Here is a 23,384-nt window from a genome sequence, read left to right as displayed (position 1 = left end):
AAAAACGGCGGCCGACCTTAAGCCGACAACCGTTCTTTTATAAACGCAATTAAGGCGAAGGGCAATTACGCCTCTTCTGACTCTTCAGCCGCAGCAGGCGCTGCTGGTTTGATTGCGTCTTCATAGCTTAATTCGGTTTCGCTAACCTTAGCAGAATCAAGCAGCAGATCCAAAACTTGATCTTCCAGAACTAGGTTCTGAATCTGGTTCAGCATCTCTTGGTTGCTGTAGTACCAATCGATCACTTCTTGTGGCTCTTGGTAAGTCGCTGCTAGCTCTTCAACGGTTGTGCGAACACGGTCGTCGTCTACTTTCAGTTCGTTAGCTTTAACCACTTCGGAAACCAACAGGCCGACTTTAACACGCTTTTCAGCTTGCTCAGAGAACATCTCTTTAGGCAGCATGTTAGGATCGATATTGGCATCAGCACCACCAAATTGCTGGATAGCTTGACGACGCATCGCATCGATCTCGCCATCAATCAGCGCAGTTGGTACGTCAATCGCATTCACTTCAACCAGCTTACCGAAAACAGCTTCTTTCAGCTTAGCTTTCAGTGCTTGAGTGAGTTCACGCTGCATGTTCTTGCGCACTTCAACTTTAAAGCTTTCAACGCTCTTCTCTTCGATACCGAATTTAGCGAAGAACTCTTCGTTCAATTCTGGCAATACTTGAGCAGATACTTTGTTCACCTTAACGTTGAACTTAGCGTCTTTACCTTTCAGGTTTTCAGCATGGTATTCTTCAGGGAAAGTGACGTTAACCTCTTTCTCATCACCGGCTTTAGCACCTTCCAGTGCCGTTTCAAAGCCAGGAATCATTGTATTAGAGCCTAATACCAGATCCATACCTGTGGCAGTACCACCATCGAACGCTTCACCGTCGATGAAACCTTCAAAATCGATGTTCAGTTGATCGCCTTCGGCAGCCGCTTTGTCAGCTTCTTCATAAGCTGCTTGCTGCTTCTGCAGAGTATCAATCATCTGATCAAGATCAGCATCTTTCACTTCAGCGGAATTCTTTTCGATTTCAACGCCGGAGAAATCAGCCAGTGTGATTTCTGGATACACTTCAAACGTTGCAGTGTAAGAGAAATCTTCACCCTCTTTGTCGGTTTTGAACTCAACATTTGGGCCACCAGCAGGTGTCAGGCTTTCTTGCTGTATCGCTTCATAGAAGCTCTGCTGCACAACTTCACCAATGACTTCCTGGCGAATGCCTTGGCCGTAGCGCTTTTTAACCACCTTAACTGGCACTTTACCAGGACGGAAACCGTCCAGACGAACGGTACGAGCCGTCTCTTGAACACGCTTGGCTACATCGCTATCAACGCGATCAGCAGGTACAACAACAGTCAGTTGACGCTCAAGACCAGTAGTGGTTTCTACGGATACTTGCATGGAATTCCTCACAAAATTATTTGTATCGTAACAAATCTGAAAATTGACCTGTCGTTCACCCTCTTAAAGATGCAGAGGCTTATCACAACAGGTACCTGAATTTCTAAAGGCGGAAATTGTCCGGTAAGCGGTGCTATTAGTCAAGCAAAAGCGTTGAATAACAACATAGGCATTATAAATGCGCGGATCAATGACAAAAGGATTAGAAAAGAGATAAATAAGGGAATAAACAGAAATAAGAAATGGGGTGGACGATGGGGTTTGAACCCACGACCGCCGGAATCACAATCCGGAGCTCTACCAACTGAGCTACGCCCACCAAAGGCGCACTTCCTGAGAAGTAAATAATGGTGCGAGTGGGGAGACTCGAACTCCCACACCGTAAGATACTGGTACCTAAAACCAGCGCGTCTACCAATTCCGCCACACTCGCATAAAACAGGGTTCGTCATCATTAAAGCGGCATTAGCATACCACACTTAAAGACAACAATGTACTGGGGTGGACGATGGGGTTTGAACCCACGACCGCCGGAATCACAATCCGGAGCTCTACCAACTGAGCTACGCCCACCATATCAATACATTTTGACTCTTTGTCAGACCTTACTGGCGCGCCCGGCAGGGGTCGAACCTGCAACCGCTCGCTTAGAAGGCGAGTGCTCTATCCATTGAGCTACGGGCGCCTGACACTGCCCGATCTCGTTGAAGTTCAATTCACACCTAGGTGCTTCGTGCCCCTCTTCAAGATGGAGCGCATAATATATATCGCTTTATATTCCGTCAACACCCTTTTTAAAATTTAAGCAAAATAAACCACTTAGACGGCGATAACCGGCCTAAGCGAACAATTTTTGTACATAACTGCTGATTTTGTATACAACATCAGCCATCTATATAGATAGACCGTCATAGAGGCGGCGGCAAAAAAGCAGTCCATATAGATAAACAGTCATAGATAACGCTGGCGATAAAGCAGTAATAGGTCATATGTTATTGGCAATAGAGGATAACCATAAAGCTGCTGTATTCATCACAGACAATCCTCTCTTTATGAGCTAGCCGTCATTCATCAATCATTACCCCTTGATAAGAGGCTATTGTCATCCCTTTCCTCTCTTATCACCCCAAGTCATCATCATGGCTTCTATAAACTGATGACGCCTAGCCAAGCAGATCGCCCCCCCATCCCTATTGAGCCGCAATTCTCCTTGGAGGAAGACCGCAACCATGAGACAATCCGCGCCATCAAAATTAATGACTGAGGAAGACATTCGTAAGATGAGCGCTCAGATAATTGACGGCAAGCAGATTGCCCAAAATGTTCGCGAACAGGTAGCAGTGGGTGTTAAAGCCCGTCTTGATGCGGGCAAACGCGCCCCTTGTTTAGCCGTTATTCTCGTAGGCTTCGATCCCGCCTCGCAGGTATACGTCAGAAACAAGAAAAATGCCTGTAAAGAAGTAGGCATTGAATCAATTTCCTACGACCTTCCTGCAGAGACCGGCCAGCAGCAACTACTCGACTTAGTCGATACGCTAAACGCCGATGCAAAGATCGACGGCATTCTAGTGCAACTTCCGCTCCCTTCTCACCTCGAAGCGAATGAAATCCTAGAGCGTATCCGCCCAGAGAAAGATGTCGATGGTTTCCACCCCTTCAATCTCGGCCGTCTTGCGCAACGTCTACCCGCGCTGCGCCCCTGCACACCTAAAGGCGTTATGACTCTACTGGAATCAACCGGTGAAACGATTCGCGGCAAAGATGCGGTCATTGTCGGTGCATCCAATATCGTTGGCCGCCCGATGACGCTAGAGCTGCTACTCGCCGGCTGCACCACGACCACAACTCACCGCTTTACCAAGGACCTTGCGGCCCATGTACAGCGCGCTGACATAGTCGTGGTGGGTGTTGGCAGACCTGGACTCGTCAAAGGGGAATGGATTAAGCCCGGCGCTATTGTGATCGACGTGGGCATTAACCGCCTTGAAGATGGCCGCTTAGTAGGCGATGTCGACTATGCGGTTGCAGCGGAACGTGCTGGCTGGATCACACCCGTTCCCGGCGGTGTTGGCCCAATGACAGTAGCGACGTTAATGGAAAATACCCTAGAAGCCGCCAACAACCATAGCTAAGCCGCTATTTTTCAACACGGCTCTGCCAAATAAGCCTTTTTCTCTCCCTGAGTGGAAAAGGCTTTTTTATGACCCGCAACGCAACACCGCCTGAACACTGCCGCTCAAACCGGCCATTCTTTATCTCTCGATTGTAAAATAAACTGAACAAAGCCCCGCTGAAACAATCAGTCTTTCAGGATATTTTCAGTTTACTGTGCGACTATCCCTAGCACTTACCCCACTCTTGCCAAGCAGAGCCTGTTTATGAATAGTAAAAAAATCCTTTTAATCGTTGTTATTGCCGCACTCATAGGTGCCTTCTTCCTATTTGATCTAGGCAGTTACCTCAACCTCGATTATATAAAAACACAACAGGACAGCCTGCAAAGCTGGGTCTCAGCGAATAAAGTGTTAGCCATTGCTGCCTTCGTTGTGTTCTACGTCCTTGTCACTGCGCTATCTCTCCCTGGGGCGGTTATCATGACGCTTGTAGGCGGCGCCATCTTCGGCCTCGCAACCGGCCTGATACTGGTGTCCTTTGCCAGCGCAATCGGCGCGACGCTTGCATTCTTGATGGCCCGTTACCTATTACGTGCACCGCTAACCAATAAGTTTTCTAGCTATATTGATCCCATCAACCGCGGCATCGAGAAAGATGGTATATCCTATCTCTTTACCCTGCGCTTAGTGCCGCTGTTCCCGTTCTTTGTCATCAACGCGGTTATGGGCCTAACCCGCATGAAAGTCGGTACTTTCTACTGGGTGAGCCAACTGGGCATGCTGCCGGGCACGGCAATCTTTGTGAATGCTGGTACACAGCTGGCATTGATCGAACAACCTAGCGATATTCTGTCACCAGGGCTGATTCTATCCTTCTGCTTGTTAGGCATCTTCCCTTGGATCGCGAAATTCATTGTCGATAAAGTTAAACAACGCCAAGTTTATAACGGTTATACCAAACCGAAAAAGTTTGATACCAATATGGTTGTCATTGGTGCAGGCGCGGGCGGCCTAGTCACCTCTTATATTGCAGCAGCCACCAAGGCCAAAGTCACCCTGATCGAACGTCACAAGATGGGCGGTGATTGCCTTAATACCGGCTGTGTTCCCTCTAAAACCCTAATTCGCACCACCCACTTCCTCGCCGATGTGCGTGATGCCAAAGACTTGGGGATTCGCAACGCCGAAGTCGAGTATGAGTTTTCAGAAGTGATGGATCGAGTGCAACGGGTTATTGAAACTATTGAGCCCCATGATTCCATTGCCCGCTATGAATCCCTCGGTGTTGATTGCGTCACCGGCAGCGCTCATATTCGCAGCCCCTGGGAAGTCGAAGTCAACGGTAAGACCATTACCACCCAGAACATAGTGATTGCGACCGGCGCACGCCCTGCTATACCGTCCATTCCCGGCATCGAACTGGTTGATCCACTCACCTCTGATACTATTTGGGGGCTACGTCAGCGGCCTGAAAGACTGCTGGTACTGGGTGCAGGGGCTATTGGCTGCGAACTCGGACAGTGCTTTGCACGGCTTGGCAGCGATGTCTCTATTCTCTTCCGCGGCACTCAAGTACTCACCCGTGAAGATCAAGACGCTGCCGCCGTCGTTGAAAAACGTCTTCAAGAGGATGGCATTACCATCTGCTCAAGCCACACTCCGGTGCGATTTGAAGTGACTGGTCAAGGCTATCAGCTTGTTTGTCGTCATAACGAACAGGAAAAACGGATCGGCTTTGATAAATTATTGGTCGCCACTGGGCGCACCGCCAACGTTACGGGTTTTGGCCTCGAAGCGATGGGCATCACGGCTAAGCCCGGTGGTACCATTCAGGTCGACCCTTACCTTCGCACTCGAATACCTAACATCCTTGCCTGCGGCGATGTGATCGGGCCTTTCCAATTCACCCATGCAGCCGCCCATCAGGCATGGTTTGCATCGGTTAATGCCCTATTCGGACAGTTTAAGAAATTCAAGGTAGATTACTCTTTAATCCCATTCACCACTTACACCAGCCCAGAAGTGGCCCGTATCGGCCTCAACGAGAAGCAAGCGATTGATGAGGGCATTGCCTATGAGGCAGTACGTTATAACCTCGAAGAGCTAGACCGTGCGATCACCGATGAAGCCGCTTACGGCTTTGTTAAAGTCTTACTCAAACCCGGTAGCGATAAAATTATCGGCGTGACACTGGTCGGTGAACATGCCGCCGAGATGCTGCCCGAGTTTGCATTAGCCATGAAAAACAAACTGGGCTTAAACAAGATCCTTGGGACCATTCATGCGTACCCAACCCTCAACGAAGCCAACCGTTTTGTGGCCGGTGAGTGGAAGAAAAAGCATGCCCCACAAAAGGTTCTCGCCTGGTTAGAAACCTTCCATCGCTGGAAGCGCGGCTAAGGTAAAGACACGACAGAAAGCCAATAGGCGTCGTTTCATGGCGCCGCTAATGGGCACTGATATAAGCACTTATATAAGTACTAATATAAGCACTGATATGAACGCTACTAAGAGCGATGAAAAACGACTCACCGCCAGCATACAATAAAGGCCTGTATCGTTATCTGTATTAAAAATACAGCCAAATCAAAAGCCATTTAGTGCCAACCCACTAGACACAAAAAAGCCCTCTCGTTATGACAGGGCTTTTTTATTTTATATTTTAGATCTTTACTATCAAAAAGTTACCTTAATAACTTAATAGACAGGTTTAACATTAAAATTAAATTTCCTTATTGGTTTCATTCACCAAAATCACCTTGCGGTGCGGATATGGAATCTCAATACCCTGCTCATCTAGCGCTTTCTTAATCTGTTCAGGCACAGAATACAGCAGATCAAAGTAGTGCTCGCCCTGACAGAAAGGACGCACCAGAAAGTCCACTGAACTGTTATTCAACGTCTCAACTTCAACAAAGGGTGCCGGTGTTTTCAGCACATGAGGATGGGCAGCCAATACGCCATCAATCACCGCCCGCGCGGCATCAATACTCTCGTCATAAGCGATGCCAAAATGCATATCAACACCCCGCACATCGAAGTGCGAATGGTTGATAATCTGGTCACCCCAGATCTGTGAATTGGGCACAATAATCTGCTGATTATCGAATGTTTGTAAAATAGTGGTGAACAGATCGATCTCGGTTACTTTACCAAATCGGCCAGCGGCTTCGATAAAGTCATTCACTTTATAGGGCCGAAAGACCAGCAACATGACCCCAGCCGCCAAATTAGACATCGCCCCCTGAAGCGCTAAACCGACCGCTAAACCAGCGGCACCCAACAGCGCGACAATCGAAGCCGTTTGCACACCAAAACGATTCAACACCGCGATGATAACAAAGGCAATAATGATATAACGCGCCACACTGCCCAAGAAACGGAACAAGGTGTCATCGAGATGTTTACTATTCTTGCTACCCGCAACGATCATCTTGTTCACTTTACCGGCAAACCATAGGCCTATGAGCAAAATCACAATCGCTAACAGAATGTTGCTTGCCCAATCGAGCGCCGCAGGAAAATATTGATTAATATCGAGTTGTTCAAGCAGTTCTGACATATTTTTCTCTTTTATTAGTTATAAATGCCCATAAGCCTTCGCTCTAGCGTTAACGCATAGCCCAGACCTTTGCACTTTAAAACAATCACTTTTGTCATCATCACCGCGAAGACAGGAGCACAATCGCACTCTCAGGCTCATGAGAATCAACTAGGATTGCCATTAAAATGAAGACAACAGCTATACCCTAGCCTATAAAACCGTATCGTCACATTAAAATCATGATACTTTTACCCCACTCTCCCCGCTGAAGGGCTAATTCAGCATCATTCACCCTTATATTGATAGGAGTTGCTATTGAACAACAACCTCGCTCTTACCACACGCCTCTACAACAGCATTAAGCCACTACTAGAACTCAGCGATCATAAGCGACCTCTAGGCTTTCTCGTTACTTCCGCTCTATCCGTCGGCCTACCGGCATTCATAGGCGCTTGGTTAGGTGATATTCAAACCGCTATGCTGGCCTGCTTAGGCGGCCTGTCTATTTTATATATGCGCCAAACCCATATTCCCCGGCGAATGATGACATTAGCGGGCTGCGCCTTTGGGTTTTCAGTTAGCTTTGCCCTCGGCGTATTAACCAATTTTGACCCCTATTTTTCCGCGGCTACACTCACGGTAAATGTTTTTTTGGTTACGGTGATCTGTCGCTTTTACTCGGTACCACCACCGGGCACCTTCTTTTTTGTCGTCGTCGCCTGCCTGGCCCGCACACTGCCCTTTGATCTATCGCTTGCCGCTGAGCGTACCGGTATTCTGACGTTTGGCGCCATGGGCGGGTGTTGTTTAGCGCTGATCTATAGTGTTTATCAGGTATATATTTCCAAAACCTTTGTCGATCGCCCTACCGAAGAGATCAATCACAATATTGTTGTTATCAGCATTGAATCGCTGGTACTTAGCTTATTTGTCGGCGGCGGCTATTGTCTCGCGCTGTTCCTACAATTAGAAAATCCTTATTGGGTGCCCATCTCCAGCGCCGCTATTATGCAAGGCGCCACCTTTCGGGCGATTTGGCACCGTAATGTGCATCGAATTATCGGCACCACTATCGGTATGGGTATCGCGTGGGTGATCTTCTCATTAGCCCCTGGGCCTTGGGAAACCGCCTGTCTGATACTAGGACTGAGTTTTATTATTGAGCTATTAATTACACGTAATTACGGCTTAGCAGTGATGTTTATCACCCCGCTAACGGTGATTTTTACAGACACCAATATACCGACCGGCGAGACGGATCAACTCATCCTCTCCCGTCTGTTTGATATTACCTTAGGTTCTGTGATTGGTTATATTGGGGGCTGGGTGATACATCACCCGATGTTTAAGCAGAAAGTAGAGAAGTTGTTGCAGACAATCAATAAAGGCTAACGAATAAACGCCTACACCGACTGCCATCTGCAGTCGATGTAGGCTTGTTCAGATCAGTTCCAACCACTGACCGCTTTCACTTCAAGAAAGTCCTCAAGGCCCCAAACACCGCCTTCACGACCATTACCCGATTGCTTGTAGCCTCCAAACGGCGAGCCAGCACCGAGGAAGGTTCCATTAATCTGAACCATACCTGCCCGCAGACGACGCGCCACGCGGTTAGCTTTTTCGCTATCTTGAGTTTGCACGTAGTGCGTCAAACCATAAGGGCTATCATTAGCAATGCTTACGGCTTCTTCCTCGGTATCAAACGGAATGAGCACTAATACCGGTCCAAACACCTCTTCACGGGCAATACTCATCTGGTTATGGATATCCGCAAACACGGTTGGACGGACATAAAAGCCCTTCTCAAGCCCTTCAGGCTTACCCAATCCACCAGCCACCACACGGCCACCTTCTTCAATACCTACCTTAATCAGGCCTTGAATCTTATCAAACTGCATCTGTGACACGACGGGACCAATATGATGACCTTCAAGATCCGCTGAGTTAACCGCAGTTTTATTGGCCACATCCGCCGCCACTTGGACCACTTGATCATAGATCGAACGCTCGACCAGCATCCGTGTTGGGGCATTACAAGATTGACCACTATTATTAAAGCAGTGACGCACACCGCGAATCACCGCTTTATCATCCGCATCCGCGAAAATAATATTAGCGCCCTTACCACCGAGCTCCAGTGCAACACGCTTAACGGTATCCGCGGCATTTTTGGTAATCGCCACGCCGGCCCGGGTTGAACCGGTAAAGGACACCATATCCACTTCAGGGTGGCCGGAAAGCTGTGAGCCTACACCCAGACCATCGCCATTCACTAGGTTAAACACGCCAGCAGGGAAACCCGCCTGATCGATCATCTCTGCAAACAGCATTGAGGACAGTGGAGCAATTTCAGAGGGTTTCAACACCATGGTGCAACCGGCCGCCAGTGCCGCGACCACTTTCAAGGTCACCTGATTCATCGGCCAGTTCCACGGCGTGATCAGGGCACAGACACCGATCGCTTCATGCAGAATACGGTTATCCGGCGCATGGTCACCCAGCGGCTGATCAAATTCATAGCCTTTCAGCGCACGAATAAGGTTTTTAATATGGGAAGAACCGGCACCACACTGAGCGGTACGGGACAGTGCAATAGGTGCACCCATCTCGGTTGAGATCGCCTTAGCCATCTCATCTGCTCGCTCATTGTAGATGGTTAGCAGTTTTTCCAGCAGTGCAACCCGAGACGCTTTTGAGGTTTGACTCCAATGATCAAACGCTTTGCGTGCGGCCGCCACGGCATTTTCGGTATCTGCCTCAGTACCTAACGAAATAACAGCACATACTTCTTCTGAGGATGGATCAATTACATCAAAATCACAGGCTTCGACGGGTGCAACCCAACGACCATTTATATAAAACTGACGCTTATCTAACATCTTTGCTCTTCCTTAATTTATAGACCGCTCATGGTAACGCCTATGGCGTGACAATGAGTATATATATCATCTTCTCAATCCCGACCACTATACCTCCTCGTGGTCATCTATCGCCGCTGCGTAAACAACAGGGGCTTTTATCATTCAGCATTTTCATTCAGTACTATCCATTCAGCGTCTCGCAGGTCAACAACTTAGCCTGTCGTGAACAAAACGACACCAAACGGATTAACGGCTACCGTTGTGACCCGCAACCGTTAAAAAAGTTTTCGGCAGATAGAATAAATAAACAGATATAGTGGAATATCCTAATATTCTTACCCTCTTAACCGTTTTATCTATTGTATTAAGCTAATACAAAAGTGGAGAATAGCCGCCTATAAAATTTAAAAGTGGGACTAACGATGCATTATTTGCTATTGGGCCTGATCATCCTCGCCTTTTTGTTGATTATTTTTGAAGATGTTGTTCATCTGAATAAAGCTAAATCGACACTCTTCATCGGCACACTGGTTTGGATTCTTGCCTTTGTCTTCCCTGAAAAGTCACCTCAGGCAATTCAGGAAGCACTCAACGAACAACTTCTGGATATCGCCATTCTATGGCTATTTCTGATGGCCGCGATGACCTTCGTCGCGTATCTTAACGAAAAAGGTTTGATCACTCAGCTGGTCTACCGCTTACTACCTAGCGAACTCAAGCTCAGCACCCTGATGATTCTCATCGCCCTACTCGGGTTGATGTTTTCATCCTTGGCGGACAACATCACCGCCTCACTGATTATGCTGTCGTTATTGGCATCACTAAAACTCGAAACCAAAGACACACTAAAATTTGCCGCACTGATTGTCTTTGCGGTTAACTCCGGCGGTGTTTCGCTGATCACCGGTGATGTCACCACCTTGATGATTTTCTTGAATGGTAAGGTATCGATTCTGAGCTTATTGCTGTTGATCCTGCCCGCCATAATAGGGGTTGCGATTCTGGCGTTGATCTTGATGCGTGGTTGTAATGACATGATCACCCTGCCTAAATTCAAACGGCCGATCTCGGCTGGCGATAAGCTGATTGCCGCGCTGTTCCTACTGACCATCATTAGCACACTGGCTCTTAGTGTACTGTTTTCGGTACCGCCGGTGCTGACCTTCCTCTTTGGTTTGGCACTAATGTTTATCGTACATCAAGTGATCTTCCGTAAAGAACAAAACCCCAATGTCTTGGAATATGTGCGCGAGATCGAGTTTGATACCCTACTGTTCTTCCTCGGAGTTCTGTTACTCGTCGGCATGCTCAAAGAGTTGTCGGTACTCGAGCTATTGCCTGAACTCTACACCATGATGCCTGCGGTCTATGCTAACTATGTGATCGGTATTCTCTCTGCCTTTGTCGATAACGTGCCATTAACGGCGGCTATCTTGCAATCAGATATTCCGATGACTCAAGGCGAATGGTTAGGCCTTACCTATGCGGTGGGTGTCGGTGGTTCGATTCTCATCGTCGGTTCTGCCGCGGGTGTTATCGCCCTCAGCAAACTGCAAGAGCTGTCATTCATCAGTTACTTACGCTTTATTCACTGGTTGCTGATTGCCTACACCTGTGGCTACTTGGCGGTAATGGGACTGACTAAACTGGTGCTCTGACCGGTTTTCACCCTTAGCGTACCGAGCGGTGCGCTTAAATGAAAAAAACCAGCGGCCTCACAACCGCTGGTTTTTTTGTTTAGTCTCATGGGGGTCGGCTACAGCATCATTGATCCGCGCCAACCGAATCATCAGCGCCTATCTAATTATCAGCCCCTATCGCATTATCTGCATAAAGGAATCGACGCACACCGCAACCTTGAGTTTATCAGGACGTGAGGCCTGCCTTAGCGGCACGAACCGCATGTAGCTTTTGATAGCTATCAATCAGTCGTAAGTGTCGATCTAGCCCTTCGAGCTTCATGCTGGTCGGTGTTAAACCATAGAATTTCACCTCGCCGGTGACTGACCCCACCACATTCTCCATAACTTGCTCACTAAACATACGCCGCAGGTTAAACAGATAATCATCTAGGGAGAGCTCTTCATCCAACACAATCACTAACACGGCATTCATCGCTTGATAGAACAGGCCCCGCTCGACGGTATTGTCATTGTACTGTAGGAAACTTTCCACCAGCTCTAACGCGGCTTCATGCTCGCCCAGTGCTAAATAGATAAGAATCTTCAGCTCAAGAATCGTTAGCTGACCCCACACAGTGTTCTCATCAAACTCGATGCCGATCAGGGTTTTGATATCGGTATAGTTATCTTCTTCACTGTCTTCTAAGCGTTCCACCAAATCAGCTAGCTGATCATCACTCAGGGTATGAATATTGAGAATATCCGCCCGGAACTGAATCGCTTTATTGGTGTTATCCCAGACTAAGTCTTCCACCGGATAGACCTCTGAATAACCGGGTACCAGAATCCGACAGGCCGCAGCACCTAGGTCATCAAAGATCGCGATATAGACCTCCTGCTCTAGCTCAGTGAGAATCGCCATCAAGCGTTCACTTTCCTCGGCATTGGTACCGGAAAAATCCCACTCGCAGAATTCATAATCGTGGCAAGCACTGAAGAAACGCCAAGAAACGACCCCGGTCGAATCGATAAAGTGTTCGACAAAATTATTCGGTTCGGTCACCGCTAAGCTATTAAAGGTAGGCGGTGGCACATCATTCAACCCTTCAAAGCTGCGGCCTTGTAACAACTCGGTCAAGCTGCGCTCTAGTGCCACTTCAAAGCTTGGATGGGCACCAAAGGAAGCAAACACACCGCCAGTGCGAGGGTTCATCAGGGTGACACACATCACGGGGAACTGTCCGCCCAAGGAAGCATCTTTAACCAGCACAGGGAATCCCTGCTCTTCCAGCCCTTTAATACCGGCGACAATCTGAGGATACTTCGCCAATACGGCCTCAGGCACATCCGGCAGCACAATCTCCTCTTCGATAATCTGGCGTTTTACCGCCCGCTCAAAGATTTCAGATAGGCACTGCACTTTCGCTTCATCGATATTATTACCGGCACTCATGCCGTTACTCAGAAACAGATTTTCTAGCAGGTTAGAAGGGAAATACACGGTTTCTTGATCAGATTGGCGCACATAGGGCAATGCACAGATACCACGCTCAACATTACCGGAATTAGTGTCGATCAGATTGGAGCCACGTAGTTCGTTATCTGGGTTATAAATCGCCAGACAGTGATCATCTAACAAGCCTGCAGGAATGCTGTCATCCTCGGTCAGTTCAAACCACTTCTCATTAGGGTAGTGAACAAAGGCACTGTTAGCGATCTCTTCACCGAAATACTGATCGTTGTAGAAGAAGTTACAGCTGGCCCGCTCGATAAACTCACCTAGGGCAGAACAGAGCGCGCTCTCTTTGGTAGCGCCCTTACCGTTGGTGAAACACATCGGTGAAGACGCATCCCGAATATGCAAGGACCACACATTAGGCACGATATTACGCCAAGAGGAGATCTCTATTTTCATGCCTAAGGTTTCAAGCAAACCGGTCATATTGGCGATGGTTTTTTCTAACGGTAGATCTTTACCCAGAATCATGGTGTTGGCCGTATCATCGGCAACGCCCATCGCCATAATCGACGCATCGGCATCCAAGTTTTCAACCGTTTCGATTCTAAACTCAGGCCCCTGTTGCACCACTTTCTTCACGGTACAGCGATCGATCGAACGGATAATCCCGGTACGGTCCCGCTCTGAAATGGTATCCGGCAGTTCTACTTGAATCTTAAAAATCTGGTTATAGCGATTTTCAGGATCGACAATATTGTTCTGTGATAGGCGAATATCGTCCGTTGGGATATCCCTAGCTTGGCAATACACCTTAACGAAATAAGCGGCGCATAAGGCTGAAGACGCTAAAAAATAATCAAATGGACCGGGCGCAGAACCATCCCCCTTGTAACGAATCGGCTGGTCGGCGATAACGGTAAAATCATCAAACTTCGCTTCAAGCCTGAGATTGTCTAAAAAATTTACTTTGATTTCCATCTGAATACTTTTCCGGGATCATTTAATGCAAAGTTGGTGAGTATGTTGATGCCGTCTCTAAGGTAAAACAGCACTCTTACAGCCCAGTAGGCGACATACAGTGGCGGGCATTTTAACACTAATTCTGATATTTAAACGAAGACTATCTGACCCTGAAATATCACCAGCGATATACCCTGTTATTTCAGTTTTTCTGCGCGATTTCGATATTGAGCAGGCGCAACACCAAACTGTTCTCGAAACATATAGATGAAGGGTGATGCGGAGCTATAACCAAGTTCTAAGGCAATCTGCGTGACACTATGCCCAGCGTTCAATAACTCAATCGCCTGCATCAACCTTAACTGCAAACGCCACTGCTTTAGGGTCATACCCGTTTCTCGGCGAAAACGGCGATCTAATGTACGCAAAGATACCGCCATCGAACTCGCTAACTGTTCTGAGGTGACCACCTGATCCGGCTGCTGATACAAACGATGACATAATGCCGTTAACTCGGGGCTCACGGGCCAAGGCAGAAAACGATCATCCCGCTCTAAACGGCTAAGGGATTTTAATAGCAGCTGTACCAGATCGTTTTCATAGGACTCTAAACCATATTCGACCTCAAACTCCGCCGCGGTGAGAATCAATTCGCGAATCAGCGGTGTAATATGCAGCACCGTCGCCCGCTCAGTGCCTAATGCCTGATACTCTTTCGCTAAATAGAGGCTTTTCAGATCGGCCCCATATTCGGTATACACCCGATGCTGGCAACCACTGGGCAACCAGATCGCCTGCTCCGGTGGAATAAAATATCGCTCGCCGACTAGATCCACCACCAATACGCCCGACACGGCATAGAGTAGTTGATGCCAGTCATGCTGGTGATCCGGAAAGTAGTGCCCTGCGGGCATTTTTTCCTGTCGGACATACAGTTCCCGCGGTAAGGTAGGCATCGTTAGCGGACGAAGCTGGGCTGTTGGCTCTTCTTTCACAACATTTTGTCCTGTTTTGTAGATATTCTGTCATTTTATAGAAAGTTTACTGATGCAACATCCTCTAATCTAGCCTCCTTGCTATTACTTCCTTCTTCGATAATCACTTACAGGAAACTGAACATGGCTGAAATCAGTAAAAACCGCATGCTAGTCACCTGCGTTTTAGCCGTTGTGGCCACCATCGGTATCGCCCGTTTTGCTTACACCCCAATGATTCCAGAGATGGCCAGTGAAGTGGGTTTGAGTGAATCGGTGGCCGGTTACCTCGCCGCCGCTAACTATGCAGGCTACCTCAGTGGCGCACTGCTTATCTCCTTTATCCATAGCTTGGCACTCAAAGCGCGTCTCTTTAGAGTCGGCTTAGTGGTATCCGTGATAACCAGTTTTGCGATGGGGCTCACTACGCTGGAACCCTTATGGTATCTGTTACGCTACCTCTCTGGCTTAAGTAGTGCTGCGGGCATGTTGCTAGGCGGCGGCTTACTGATGCACTGGTTAATGAAACGTAACCATAAAGCCGAGCTGGGTATCTTCTTTTCAGGGTTAGGCATTGGTATCGTCATCACAGCGCTGCTATCAACCCTTATCAATCAACACTTCAGTTGGGATCAACAGTGGTTTATCTATGCACTGGTCACGCTATTACTCATTGCACCGGTATGGCAATGGCTACCCGATTTCAGTGCCGAGAAAGCGCTCGCAAAACACCCTCACCATCATATCGCGCTACCCCGTAGTTTTATGCCGGTGCTGCAACTGGCCTACTTTTGCGCGGGCTTTGGTTATGTGATCTCCGCCACCTTTTTAATTACCATCGCTGAAAGCATCGATGCATTAGCCGGCCAAGGCTGGATGATCTGGCTCATTGCGGGCTTAAGCTGCGCCCCGGCCAGTGCGCTATGGGATAAAGTGGTCGCCATGACCGGCTCTTGGCAGGCCTTGATCTGTGCCTATCTGCTGAACGCAGTCAGTATTTTAATACTACTGTTAAGCCACCAGCTATGGGCGGTTATCCTTAGTGCGGTCATTTATGGCGCTAGCTTTATCGGTATCGTTAGCATGGTGTTGTCGATGGTGGGTCGGTTGTTCCCTGATAACCCATCTAAACCGATGAGCCGCCTAACCTTCAGCTATGGCACCTCACAGATGATCGCACCAGCGCTCGTGGGTTATATGGCGGAATACTACGGTAACTTTGATAACGGCCTCATCATAACGCTTATTGTTATGCTGGCAGGTTGCGTTGCGATATTGGTTGCTCAACGAATCGAGCGAAATAAAGATGCACTGATCGCCGCTCACCAGAGTGCTATGGAAGCACAGGAAGCGAATCTCGTGTTGGGTAATCCTGAGGCGTAGAGAGCGAACGCAATTTTGCCCTGAATCAAACAGTGTCAGCCGGCTCAGTTAAAGCCGGCTGACGGGTTATCCGTTTATATCAGCTGTTCATACGCCAACTGCGTGCCTTGAATACGGGCCGCTATTTTCGAAAACGCCGTCTCACGACTGGTGGCGATATCATCACTAAACGGCGAAAAGCCACAATCATCTGTTGTGCCAAGCTGCTTCAGCGGAATATATTTCGCTGCTTGCAATACTCGGTCGCGCACGGTTTCAGCCGATTCCACCGTTTCATTAATCACATCGATAACACCGATATAAATACGCTGGTTAGCGCCTAAGTGTTCACCGATGATTTTCAACGATTTTTCAGGATCGATTTCGCTCGCCATCTGCATATAAAAATTACCTGCATTGAGCGTTAACAACATAGGAATCAGATCGACATAATCGACATCCGCACTATGGCATGAATCATGATCACCGCCTGGACAGGTATGAACACCAATCCGTTGACGCTCCTCTTCGCTGAAATGAGCAAACACCTCATTGTTGATATCGATAAACTGCTGTAACAGTTGCTTGGAAGGGTCCAACTTAAGCGCAAGACGCCCTTCGGTGAAATCAACTTGAACCTGGTAAGCCCCATTATCGAAACAGCTACGGATGTCAGTAACCGCTTCCTGAACCAAATCGGCTAAAAACTGCTCCCGTGAATAATCAGCAATCCCCTGCTCTGGATATAACAAGCTCATCGCTGAGGCAGAAATAACCGCCTGTTTTACTGGCCGAGTCGCAAACTTTTTAGCACGAGGCAAGTAAGAACCCGCATAGGTCGCATACTTAAATGGCCCCTGCGTTAAGCAAGGCAACTGTCGTGTATGACCATCATCAAATGGGATCACCACACCCTCGGCTGAGATATTATCTAAACCATCGAGAGGATAAGTAGCAAAGCTCGACTTGGTTTGCTCACCATCACTAACCACAGGAGAGCCCGCAGCTTCAAATTTAGCGATAGTGTCACTCACTACCTCATCAAACAACGCTTCCATCGCCTCGGACGTCATCTCACCCTGCGAATATGCTTGCATGGCCTCTTGTAACTTAAGAGGTCGCGGAACACTCCCTACCGGTTCAGAGGGAATACCTGCCAAAGGCTGATCGTTAACAATAGATTGATGGTTCATCAAAGAGGTTTCCTAAATCGGTTACGTTCAGCGCATCGCAGACATAATGAAGCGATTGGGACAGATGTGGCTTGGCCCATTTATCGCCGCTTAAACGCTTAGCCGATGGTTTAAGATCTAAACAATAATAAAATGATGCGATACGCTAGGGAGAGGCAGTGTAGCAATTATTGTTTTACATGTTTAGGCATCGGGCTAATTCAAAGGGATAAAAATACTCAGCTTGATCTTATCAAGACATTGGTTGAGTACAGCATTGATCATTACATCACGCTTTTGACAAAACGATGATAATCGCGACCAACACACCACCCGCCAATGCCACAAAGCTGTACTTCTTGTGTTCCTGTTCCGCTCTCGGCAAGAGGTGCGTTGCCCCCACATAGATGAGTGCACCGGCAGACACGGACAACAAAGCACCTAACATCTGTTCGTTAATGTCACTGATCAGAGGATATGAGATCAGCATACCGAGTGGAGTACTTAACGCGGCGGCAAAAAAGGATAACGTCATTGCCTTGCGCTCGTGAAATCCCCCTTTGACTAATAACAGATAGGTAATGATACCTTCTGGAAACTCATGCAACACCATACCCGCCGTGGCGAGAACCCCTGTGAAAATACTCACCGTAAAGGCGATAGAGTAGATAAATCCATCAATAAACGAGTGAAAGCCGATACCAATCATTGGCACCAGCCCTATACCATACTGCTCTTTTTCGGGGTTCTTTTGGCAGACAAAAGCGGTGAAAAAACGATTAAACAGATGCAACCCCAAAAAGCCCACCAGCAGATAAGGCGCGGCATTAGGATTCATGGCCAATGATTTAGGAATGATGTGAAGAAATGAGGCCGAGATCAACACGCCTGCGGCGAAGCACATAAAGTAGGTGATATTTCGCTGACCCCAATCGGTATACTTACGTACGGTATATATACCAACAGAAGTCACGACCGCAGCCAGAGAACTGGTTGCGAGCGCCGTCCAGAATGTATTTTCCATGTTTAACCCTATTCTCGGTGTTGGCCTCGACGATGTCCTTGGCCCTGACCTCGACCTCCGCCTTGCCGGTCAACGCAACGTTGAAACGCAGGCAGATGATTTTCGACTGACGCCCGTTGTAGCTGTTTTAGCACCGCAACGACATCAGGATAATCACTGACAGATTTTAGCAATCGCTCATACATCTCTGCATTTTCAATTTCGTCTTCTACCGCCAAGCGGCATGCCTCTTGAACCGTATCGGGCACCTGAACCCGTGAAGCCCAATCATCTTCTGGAACAGCAACATGATATTTAGCAAACAAGGGAAGCAATGCATTAGCATGACGGCCTTCTGCTTCGACTATATTAATGAATGGCCGTATTTCACCAAATTTCTCAATGACGGCTCGGTATGTCGCGCGCGCCTTGTATTCATCGTTGATCGCTTCTACAAGGGCATTTTTTAGATGTTCTGACATGATATTCTCCAATCAAGTAGATTATCGGGGAGTCCAAGGACTTCATTGAACCGCCTCACATAGCAATGTGAATGAAAACCGAGAAACCTGTACAGAACGGTCGGTATGCAATACGTCCTCACAAACTCCCTTTTGCGTTATAACTAAAGCATATACCTAATATCGGAAATCTCCCAGATAGCCAATGACTGATAGCCCGCCACAGATCAACGATACGATGATTTATTACTGTTTAGGCCGTTTAAGGGGAGAAATAACAGATGGGGTACCGGAGGGTTGGGGTTTAAACTGGGGTTATGTAGATGGCTAACCTCCCAAGAAGAACTATAGGAGGTTAACCTTTCAGCGTTACGATTACAGGGCTATAAAGAACCTTTGGATAACGGTCATCACAGGTGCATCTTTACACACTAGTTTATGTGACTAATCGACTAATGAAAATGAGTACTAAGGATAGCTCTGCACTATCTGTCGTAGCTCATGCAGTGCAGCGGCACCGTCTACGCCTTGCTGATTGGCCATCTCGATAAACTCATCATCCATCCCCTTGATCGCCTGCTCAAACTCTTTATAAATAGCATCACTGGTCGTCACATGCTGGATGTTCACCCCATATTCTTGCGCAGCGTTTAAACCATCAATATCACTTTGATCCCACGCCTTTCCCGCCATCGCGGACAGCTTTTCTCCAGACACACTGAGTATGGCTTGCTGATCTTCAGCCGACAAAGATGCGAGAAAATCAGGGTTAATAAACAGAGAGAAGCTGCCTAAATACATCCCGCCTGGGAATAACATGAGGTTTGGCGCCACCTCTTTTAAGCGCAATGATTTTTGCACATCGGTCGACATAAATACGCCATCAATCACACCCTGCTGCATCATTTCATACACTTTTGTGGCCGGAGCCCCGACCGCCGTAATCCCAAGACGATCACCAATGATGCCTTGAATGCCACCGCCAATGCGGATCTTCTGCCCTTCTAAATCAGCCAGAGAGAGAATCGGTTTCGCGGTGTGAATCTGGCCCGGCCCATGGGTAAACAAACCAATGACCGTTAACCCTTCATGCTCATCGGCTTTGGCCAAATATTTCTGATGTATTCGCCAATGGGCCACGGACGCCGCTTCGGCATTAGCCCCTAATAACGGAAGTTCGGCTATCTGGGTTAATTTAAAGCGGCCAGGCACGTAACCATGGTAGCTCCAACCCGCATCGGCCACACCATCTTCAACCAGGTCAAACATCGTTTTAGGATGGCCTAAGCCATATTCAATTTCGACTTTAACACGCCCTTGCGTGGCGTCTTCGACCCACTTCCCCCATGTTGGAATGACTACTCTATTTTGCACATGTGAAGGCGGTGCCCAGCTCGCAAATTTCATAACGGTGTCGGCTGCCACTGACATTGATGTCATAAGCGCTAACGAAACAGCACTAGCTTTGATAATTGTCGATAACATTGTGTTGATACCTAAATTTATTATTGTTTGTAAGTCACGTTAGGTTAAATAACTTTTTAATACGTACGACTGGATATAATCAGCAGACCCTCTAGCGACTGAGAAAACGCTCGGTATCTAACGCTGCCATACAGCCCATGCCGGCTGACGTAATCGCTTGCCGATAAGCGTGATCTGCCACATCCCCTGCGGCAAAAACACCTTCTATACTGGTTTGGGTTACGTTACCTTCCAGCCCCGAATGAACGATCAGATAGCCTGCTTGCATATCCAATTGATTTTGAAACAACTCAGTATTGGGTTTATGCCCAATGGCGATAAACACAGCATCAACAGAAAGCTCTTTTGCATTGCCACTCAATGCATCGGTTAGGCGCAAACCCTCTACCTTTTTGCCATCCCCTAAAACCTCCTCGACCTGATGATGCCAGAGAATCTTGATATTGCCGGTAGCGGCTTTAGTGAATAGCTTTTCTTGCAAAATTTTCTCTGCACGCAATTCACCACGACGATGGATTAAGGTGACTTCACTGGCAATATTAGATAAATAAAGCGCCTCCTCAACAGCGGTATTGCCGCCGCCCACCACCGCTACTTTGCCACCTTTATAGAAAAAACCATCACAGGTCGCGCAACCACTTACCCCTTTGTTCATATAATCCGTTTCAGAGGGCAAGCCTAAATACTGAGCCGATGCGCCCGTAGCGATGATTAGGGCATCAGCGCTATAGCGCTGGCCACTATCACCGGTTAAGGCAAAGGGCCGGCTAGACAGCTCTGCTTTGGTGATATGGTCGTACAGGATTTCCGTATCGAAACGTTCCGCATGCTGTTGCATACGAGCCATCAGTTCTGGCCCTTGTACGCCATCGACATCCCCCGGCCAATTATCGACCTCTGTGGTGCCCGTCAACTGCCCACCCACCGCTGCACCAGTGATGATCACGGGTGTTAGCCCTGCTCGTGCAGCATAGACCGCCGCCGTATAACCGGCGGGGCCTGAGCCGAGAATAATCAATGGTGAATGCTTAACTTCACTCATCACTCGCCCCATCGATATGCTGATCGAGCCATTGGCTAATCTGGCTTTCCATTAGTGCACCACTGCGCCGAGCGACCTCCTTACCCTTGATAAATAGGAGCAAGGTAGGTGTGGTTTTAATCTCATATTGCGCCGCGGTGCCTTCACAGGTTTCCATATTCGCCATAGCAATCTGAAAGCGTTCTGGTTGCTTTGCTAATAGGCGTTTTATCGCCGGCCCCACCATTTTGCAGGGGCCACACCAAGGTGCCCACACATCCACTAAAACGGGTCTTTCTGCGGTTTCAATGACGTCCATAAAGGAGCTATCCGTTACATCTTGAATATTCATGATCCGCCCCTTAGCTGTGTTTGCCCGCATTCCAGCCGGTATGCCCTACCGCACGTTCGGTGACCTTGGATGGCAACTCTTCCAACTCAGTTGCCATCGTGTCATTCCAGCGATTGAGATAGCCAAACAGCGCCACTGTCGCGACGATTTCAACGATCTCGCTTTCATCAAAATATTTTTTCAGGTTATCAAAATCTTCCGATGCGACATCATTTGGCAAGGTGCCACCTTTAATACCAATAGTGATGGCAGCACGTTCGGCATCACTAAACAGCTCACTGGTTTCAAATTCCCAGATCGCGGCAATCTTTTCATCCGGTGCGTTATAAATACTAGAGAGATTACTCATATGAGACTGACAATAACGACAACCTGATGCTAGGCTGGATGCCAAAGCCACCAGCATTTTCAACTCTTCAGGTACCGTTCCTTCATACAAAATCGCCTGATTTAACTTACCGAACACCTTGGATATGTTGGGCCGACGCGCCATGGTTTTAACACTATTGGGGCAGAAGCCACGGGTGTTTTCATAGTGTTCAAACATATCCCGCAATTCTTGATCAACTTCACTATTTTCTAACGGTCGTAGATGCGCCATAACGATTCCTAATATTTATTATTTTGGTTGATTGATACTGCATGACGTTATATTAATAGCGGCGCGTTAGACTGTCTGTCCCTCTAAACAGGGACAGACTCTTAAGATATTAAGTAAAATGAAAACAGGAGCCCATTTTGGATGAGATAACCGACCCAGCACTGCTAGACTCTATTGCAGAGGTGATCATCGCGCTGGGAAGTGCTGGATTTCCTGCTAAATTGCTCAAACAGATCAACCATGCCGTCGAAGTGAATCATCTATCGCTGGTGCACCTTGAGGCAAACAGTAAGGTAACCTACGTTTTTTCTGCCAGTGATACGCAAGTGAATATCACCAAGACCATGCAGCAACTGTATCTTTCGATTTACTACCGCCTAGACCCAAACAAAGACTTCTTAGATCATTTTGAGAACGACCATCAGATATTAATTCGTCGACTGCAGCCTCAAGATATTACAGATCTTGATTACCGTCAGCTGTGGTATGAACGCATGGGCATAGTGGATCGTTTATCGATATTAACTAGAGCCGACAATGGTCTGTACTGCCTGAACCTTTTTCGTACCGATAAAGGCTTTAGTGATCATGATGTAGCCGTGATTAAAACGTTAAGCTCGGTGCTCTCAGCGTTAAGCGTCAGACAAACCCGCCTTAGCGGTTCACTGTCTAGTTTTATGACCCGTGATACTCAGATAGCCACACTGATTGAACGGCTCGAGACGATTGACGACAGCCTAACTAAACGGGAAAAAGAGGTGTGCTCACGTATTCTGTTGGGAATGAGTTCAGAGGGAATCGCTCTGGATTTAGCGATTAAGATGCAAAGCGTGCAAACCTACCGTAAACGCGCCTATGCTCGGTTAAGCATTACCAGCCAGAACGAACTATTTTCACTCTGCTTAACCCATGTTTAGGCGACGGTTGACTGACTTGCTGAACACCCCCTTCTCATAAGCTTATGTTTGAGAAAAACGCATTCAACTAAAAGTG

The 23,384-nt window shown here is 47.8% G+C and carries 18 protein-coding genes and 4 tRNA genes; 6 read left to right on the top strand and 16 right to left on the bottom strand.

Annotation, left to right across the window (positions count from 1 at the left end):
• Positions 1-65: 65 nt before the first annotated feature.
• From tig to EH243_RS10895, 5 genes are all read right to left on the bottom strand, one after another.
• Complete coding sequence (gene tig, locus EH243_RS10915) at positions 66-1,400, bottom strand: trigger factor (protein ID WP_126158691.1); 1,335 nt, start codon at positions 1,398-1,400, stop codon at positions 66-68.
• 243 nt (positions 1,401-1,643) lie between these two features.
• Positions 1,644-1,719: transfer RNA gene (locus tag EH243_RS10910), tRNA-His, on the bottom strand.
• Between the two features lie 29 nt (positions 1,720-1,748).
• Positions 1,749-1,833 (bottom strand) — tRNA-Leu (locus EH243_RS10905).
• Between the two features lie 64 nt (positions 1,834-1,897).
• Positions 1,898-1,973, bottom strand: a tRNA-His gene (locus tag EH243_RS10900).
• Positions 1,974-2,009: 36 nt separating this feature from the next.
• Positions 2,010-2,085, bottom strand: a tRNA-Arg gene (locus EH243_RS10895).
• 595 nt (positions 2,086-2,680) lie between these two features.
• Between EH243_RS10895 and folD the strand changes: the two genes are divergently transcribed.
• Together folD and EH243_RS10885 are read left to right on the top strand one after the other, a co-directional pair.
• The gene (gene folD, locus EH243_RS10890; protein WP_126158690.1) at positions 2,681-3,532 is read left to right on the top strand and encodes a bifunctional methylenetetrahydrofolate dehydrogenase/methenyltetrahydrofolate cyclohydrolase FolD; all 852 of its coding nucleotides are present in this window, start codon (positions 2,681-2,683) and stop codon (positions 3,530-3,532) included.
• A 246-nt stretch (positions 3,533-3,778) separates the two neighbouring features.
• Entirely contained in the window at positions 3,779-5,914 is a 2,136-nt protein-coding gene (locus EH243_RS10885; RefSeq protein ID WP_126158689.1) for an FAD-dependent oxidoreductase, read from the top strand.
• Between the two features lie 322 nt (positions 5,915-6,236).
• Here the strand turns inward: EH243_RS10885 and EH243_RS10880 are convergent, their stop codons facing one another.
• Positions 6,237-7,076, bottom strand: coding sequence for a mechanosensitive ion channel family protein (locus EH243_RS10880; RefSeq protein WP_126158688.1), 840 nt, complete (start codon positions 7,074-7,076; stop codon positions 6,237-6,239).
• Positions 7,077-7,373: 297 nt separating this feature from the next.
• Here EH243_RS10880 and EH243_RS10875 point away from each other — a divergent pair, with 297 nt between their 5' ends.
• Positions 7,374-8,450 (top strand): FUSC family protein, encoded by a 1,077-nt coding sequence (locus EH243_RS10875; RefSeq protein WP_241235060.1) that lies wholly within the window; start codon positions 7,374-7,376, stop codon positions 8,448-8,450.
• A gap of 53 nt (positions 8,451-8,503) precedes the next feature.
• Here the strand turns inward: EH243_RS10875 and EH243_RS10870 are convergent, their stop codons facing one another.
• Positions 8,504-9,937 carry an aldehyde dehydrogenase family protein gene (locus EH243_RS10870; RefSeq protein WP_126158687.1) on the bottom strand — a complete coding sequence of 478 codons (1,434 nt, stop codon included), beginning with the start codon at positions 9,935-9,937 and terminating at the stop codon, positions 8,504-8,506.
• 404 nt (positions 9,938-10,341) lie between these two features.
• Between EH243_RS10870 and nhaD the strand changes: the two genes are divergently transcribed.
• Positions 10,342-11,577, top strand: a complete 1,236-nt coding sequence (gene nhaD / locus EH243_RS10865; protein ID WP_126158686.1) for a sodium:proton antiporter NhaD — start codon at positions 10,342-10,344, stop codon at positions 11,575-11,577.
• Between the two features lie 208 nt (positions 11,578-11,785).
• Here the strand turns inward: nhaD and EH243_RS10860 are convergent, their stop codons facing one another.
• A complete protein-coding gene (locus tag EH243_RS10860; protein ID WP_126158685.1) occupies positions 11,786-13,978 on the bottom strand; it encodes an OsmC domain/YcaO domain-containing protein in 2,193 nt (730 codons plus the stop codon).
• Between the two features lie 179 nt (positions 13,979-14,157).
• The gene (locus tag EH243_RS10855; RefSeq protein WP_241235059.1) at positions 14,158-14,955 is read right to left on the bottom strand and encodes an AraC family transcriptional regulator; all 798 of its coding nucleotides are present in this window, start codon (positions 14,953-14,955) and stop codon (positions 14,158-14,160) included.
• 123 nt (positions 14,956-15,078) lie between these two features.
• Between EH243_RS10855 and EH243_RS10850 the strand changes: the two genes are divergently transcribed.
• A complete protein-coding gene (locus tag EH243_RS10850; protein WP_126158684.1) occupies positions 15,079-16,317 on the top strand; it encodes a YbfB/YjiJ family MFS transporter in 1,239 nt (412 codons plus the stop codon).
• A 74-nt stretch (positions 16,318-16,391) separates the two neighbouring features.
• Here the strand turns inward: EH243_RS10850 and EH243_RS10845 are convergent, their stop codons facing one another.
• From EH243_RS10845 to EH243_RS10815, 7 genes are all read right to left on the bottom strand, one after another.
• Entirely contained in the window at positions 16,392-17,489 is a 1,098-nt protein-coding gene (locus EH243_RS10845) for a cobalamin-independent methionine synthase II family protein (RefSeq protein ID WP_126158683.1), read from the bottom strand.
• A 268-nt stretch (positions 17,490-17,757) separates the two neighbouring features.
• Positions 17,758-18,492: a ZIP family metal transporter gene (locus EH243_RS10840; RefSeq protein ID WP_126158682.1), complete on the bottom strand. Its 735-nt coding sequence runs from the start codon at positions 18,490-18,492 to the stop codon at positions 17,758-17,760.
• 8 nt (positions 18,493-18,500) lie between these two features.
• A complete protein-coding gene (locus EH243_RS10835; protein ID WP_126158681.1) occupies positions 18,501-18,953 on the bottom strand; it encodes a ferritin-like domain-containing protein in 453 nt (150 codons plus the stop codon).
• Positions 18,954-19,400: 447 nt separating this feature from the next.
• The gene (locus tag EH243_RS10830; protein ID WP_126158680.1) at positions 19,401-20,417 is read right to left on the bottom strand and encodes a TRAP transporter substrate-binding protein; all 1,017 of its coding nucleotides are present in this window, start codon (positions 20,415-20,417) and stop codon (positions 19,401-19,403) included.
• 91 nt (positions 20,418-20,508) lie between these two features.
• Positions 20,509-21,459 (bottom strand): thioredoxin-disulfide reductase, encoded by a 951-nt coding sequence (gene trxB / locus EH243_RS10825; protein ID WP_126158679.1) that lies wholly within the window; start codon positions 21,457-21,459, stop codon positions 20,509-20,511.
• The gene (locus EH243_RS10820) at positions 21,452-21,790 is read right to left on the bottom strand and encodes a thioredoxin family protein (RefSeq protein ID WP_164549102.1); all 339 of its coding nucleotides are present in this window, start codon (positions 21,788-21,790) and stop codon (positions 21,452-21,454) included. Before EH243_RS10820 ends, trxB begins: the two co-directional genes overlap by 8 nt.
• Positions 21,791-21,800: 10 nt before the next feature.
• Positions 21,801-22,391 carry a carboxymuconolactone decarboxylase family protein gene (locus EH243_RS10815; protein ID WP_126158677.1) on the bottom strand — a complete coding sequence of 197 codons (591 nt, stop codon included), beginning with the start codon at positions 22,389-22,391 and terminating at the stop codon, positions 21,801-21,803.
• A 137-nt stretch (positions 22,392-22,528) separates the two neighbouring features.
• Here EH243_RS10815 and EH243_RS10810 point away from each other — a divergent pair, with 137 nt between their 5' ends.
• Positions 22,529-23,308, top strand: a complete 780-nt coding sequence (locus EH243_RS10810; RefSeq protein WP_126158676.1) for a helix-turn-helix transcriptional regulator — start codon at positions 22,529-22,531, stop codon at positions 23,306-23,308.
• The last annotated feature ends 76 nt before the right edge of the window (positions 23,309-23,384 follow it).

The organism is Amphritea opalescens (assembly GCF_003957515.1).
Taxonomy (GTDB): Bacteria; Pseudomonadota; Gammaproteobacteria; order Pseudomonadales; family Balneatricaceae; genus Amphritea; species Amphritea opalescens.
This window is presented reverse-complemented; position numbering and strand designations above follow the sequence as displayed.

Coding starts and splice junctions, on each gene's coding strand:
- tig (WP_126158691.1), bottom strand. CDS start 1,400: ATGCAAGTATCCGTAGAAACCACTACTGGTCTTGAGCGTCAACTGACT.
- folD (WP_126158690.1), top strand. CDS start 2,681: ATGAGCGCTCAGATAATTGACGGCAAGCAGATTGCCCAAAATGTTCGC.
- EH243_RS10885 (WP_126158689.1), top strand. CDS start 3,779: ATGAATAGTAAAAAAATCCTTTTAATCGTTGTTATTGCCGCACTCATA.
- EH243_RS10880 (WP_126158688.1), bottom strand. CDS start 7,076: ATGTCAGAACTGCTTGAACAACTCGATATTAATCAATATTTTCCTGCG.
- EH243_RS10870 (WP_126158687.1), bottom strand. CDS start 9,937: ATGTTAGATAAGCGTCAGTTTTATATAAATGGTCGTTGGGTTGCACCC.
- nhaD (WP_126158686.1), top strand. CDS start 10,342: ATGCATTATTTGCTATTGGGCCTGATCATCCTCGCCTTTTTGTTGATT.
- EH243_RS10860 (WP_126158685.1), bottom strand. CDS start 13,978: ATGGAAATCAAAGTAAATTTTTTAGACAATCTCAGGCTTGAAGCGAAG.
- EH243_RS10850 (WP_126158684.1), top strand. CDS start 15,079: ATGGCTGAAATCAGTAAAAACCGCATGCTAGTCACCTGCGTTTTAGCC.
- EH243_RS10845 (WP_126158683.1), bottom strand. CDS start 17,489: ATGAACCATCAATCTATTGTTAACGATCAGCCTTTGGCAGGTATTCCC.
- EH243_RS10840 (WP_126158682.1), bottom strand. CDS start 18,492: ATGGAAAATACATTCTGGACGGCGCTCGCAACCAGTTCTCTGGCTGCG.
- EH243_RS10835 (WP_126158681.1), bottom strand. CDS start 18,953: ATGTCAGAACATCTAAAAAATGCCCTTGTAGAAGCGATCAACGATGAA.
- EH243_RS10830 (WP_126158680.1), bottom strand. CDS start 20,417: ATGTTATCGACAATTATCAAAGCTAGTGCTGTTTCGTTAGCGCTTATG.
- trxB (WP_126158679.1), bottom strand. CDS start 21,459: ATGAGTGAAGTTAAGCATTCACCATTGATTATTCTCGGCTCAGGCCCC.
- EH243_RS10820 (WP_164549102.1), bottom strand. CDS start 21,790: ATGAATATTCAAGATGTAACGGATAGCTCCTTTATGGACGTCATTGAA.
- EH243_RS10815 (WP_126158677.1), bottom strand. CDS start 22,391: ATGGCGCATCTACGACCGTTAGAAAATAGTGAAGTTGATCAAGAATTG.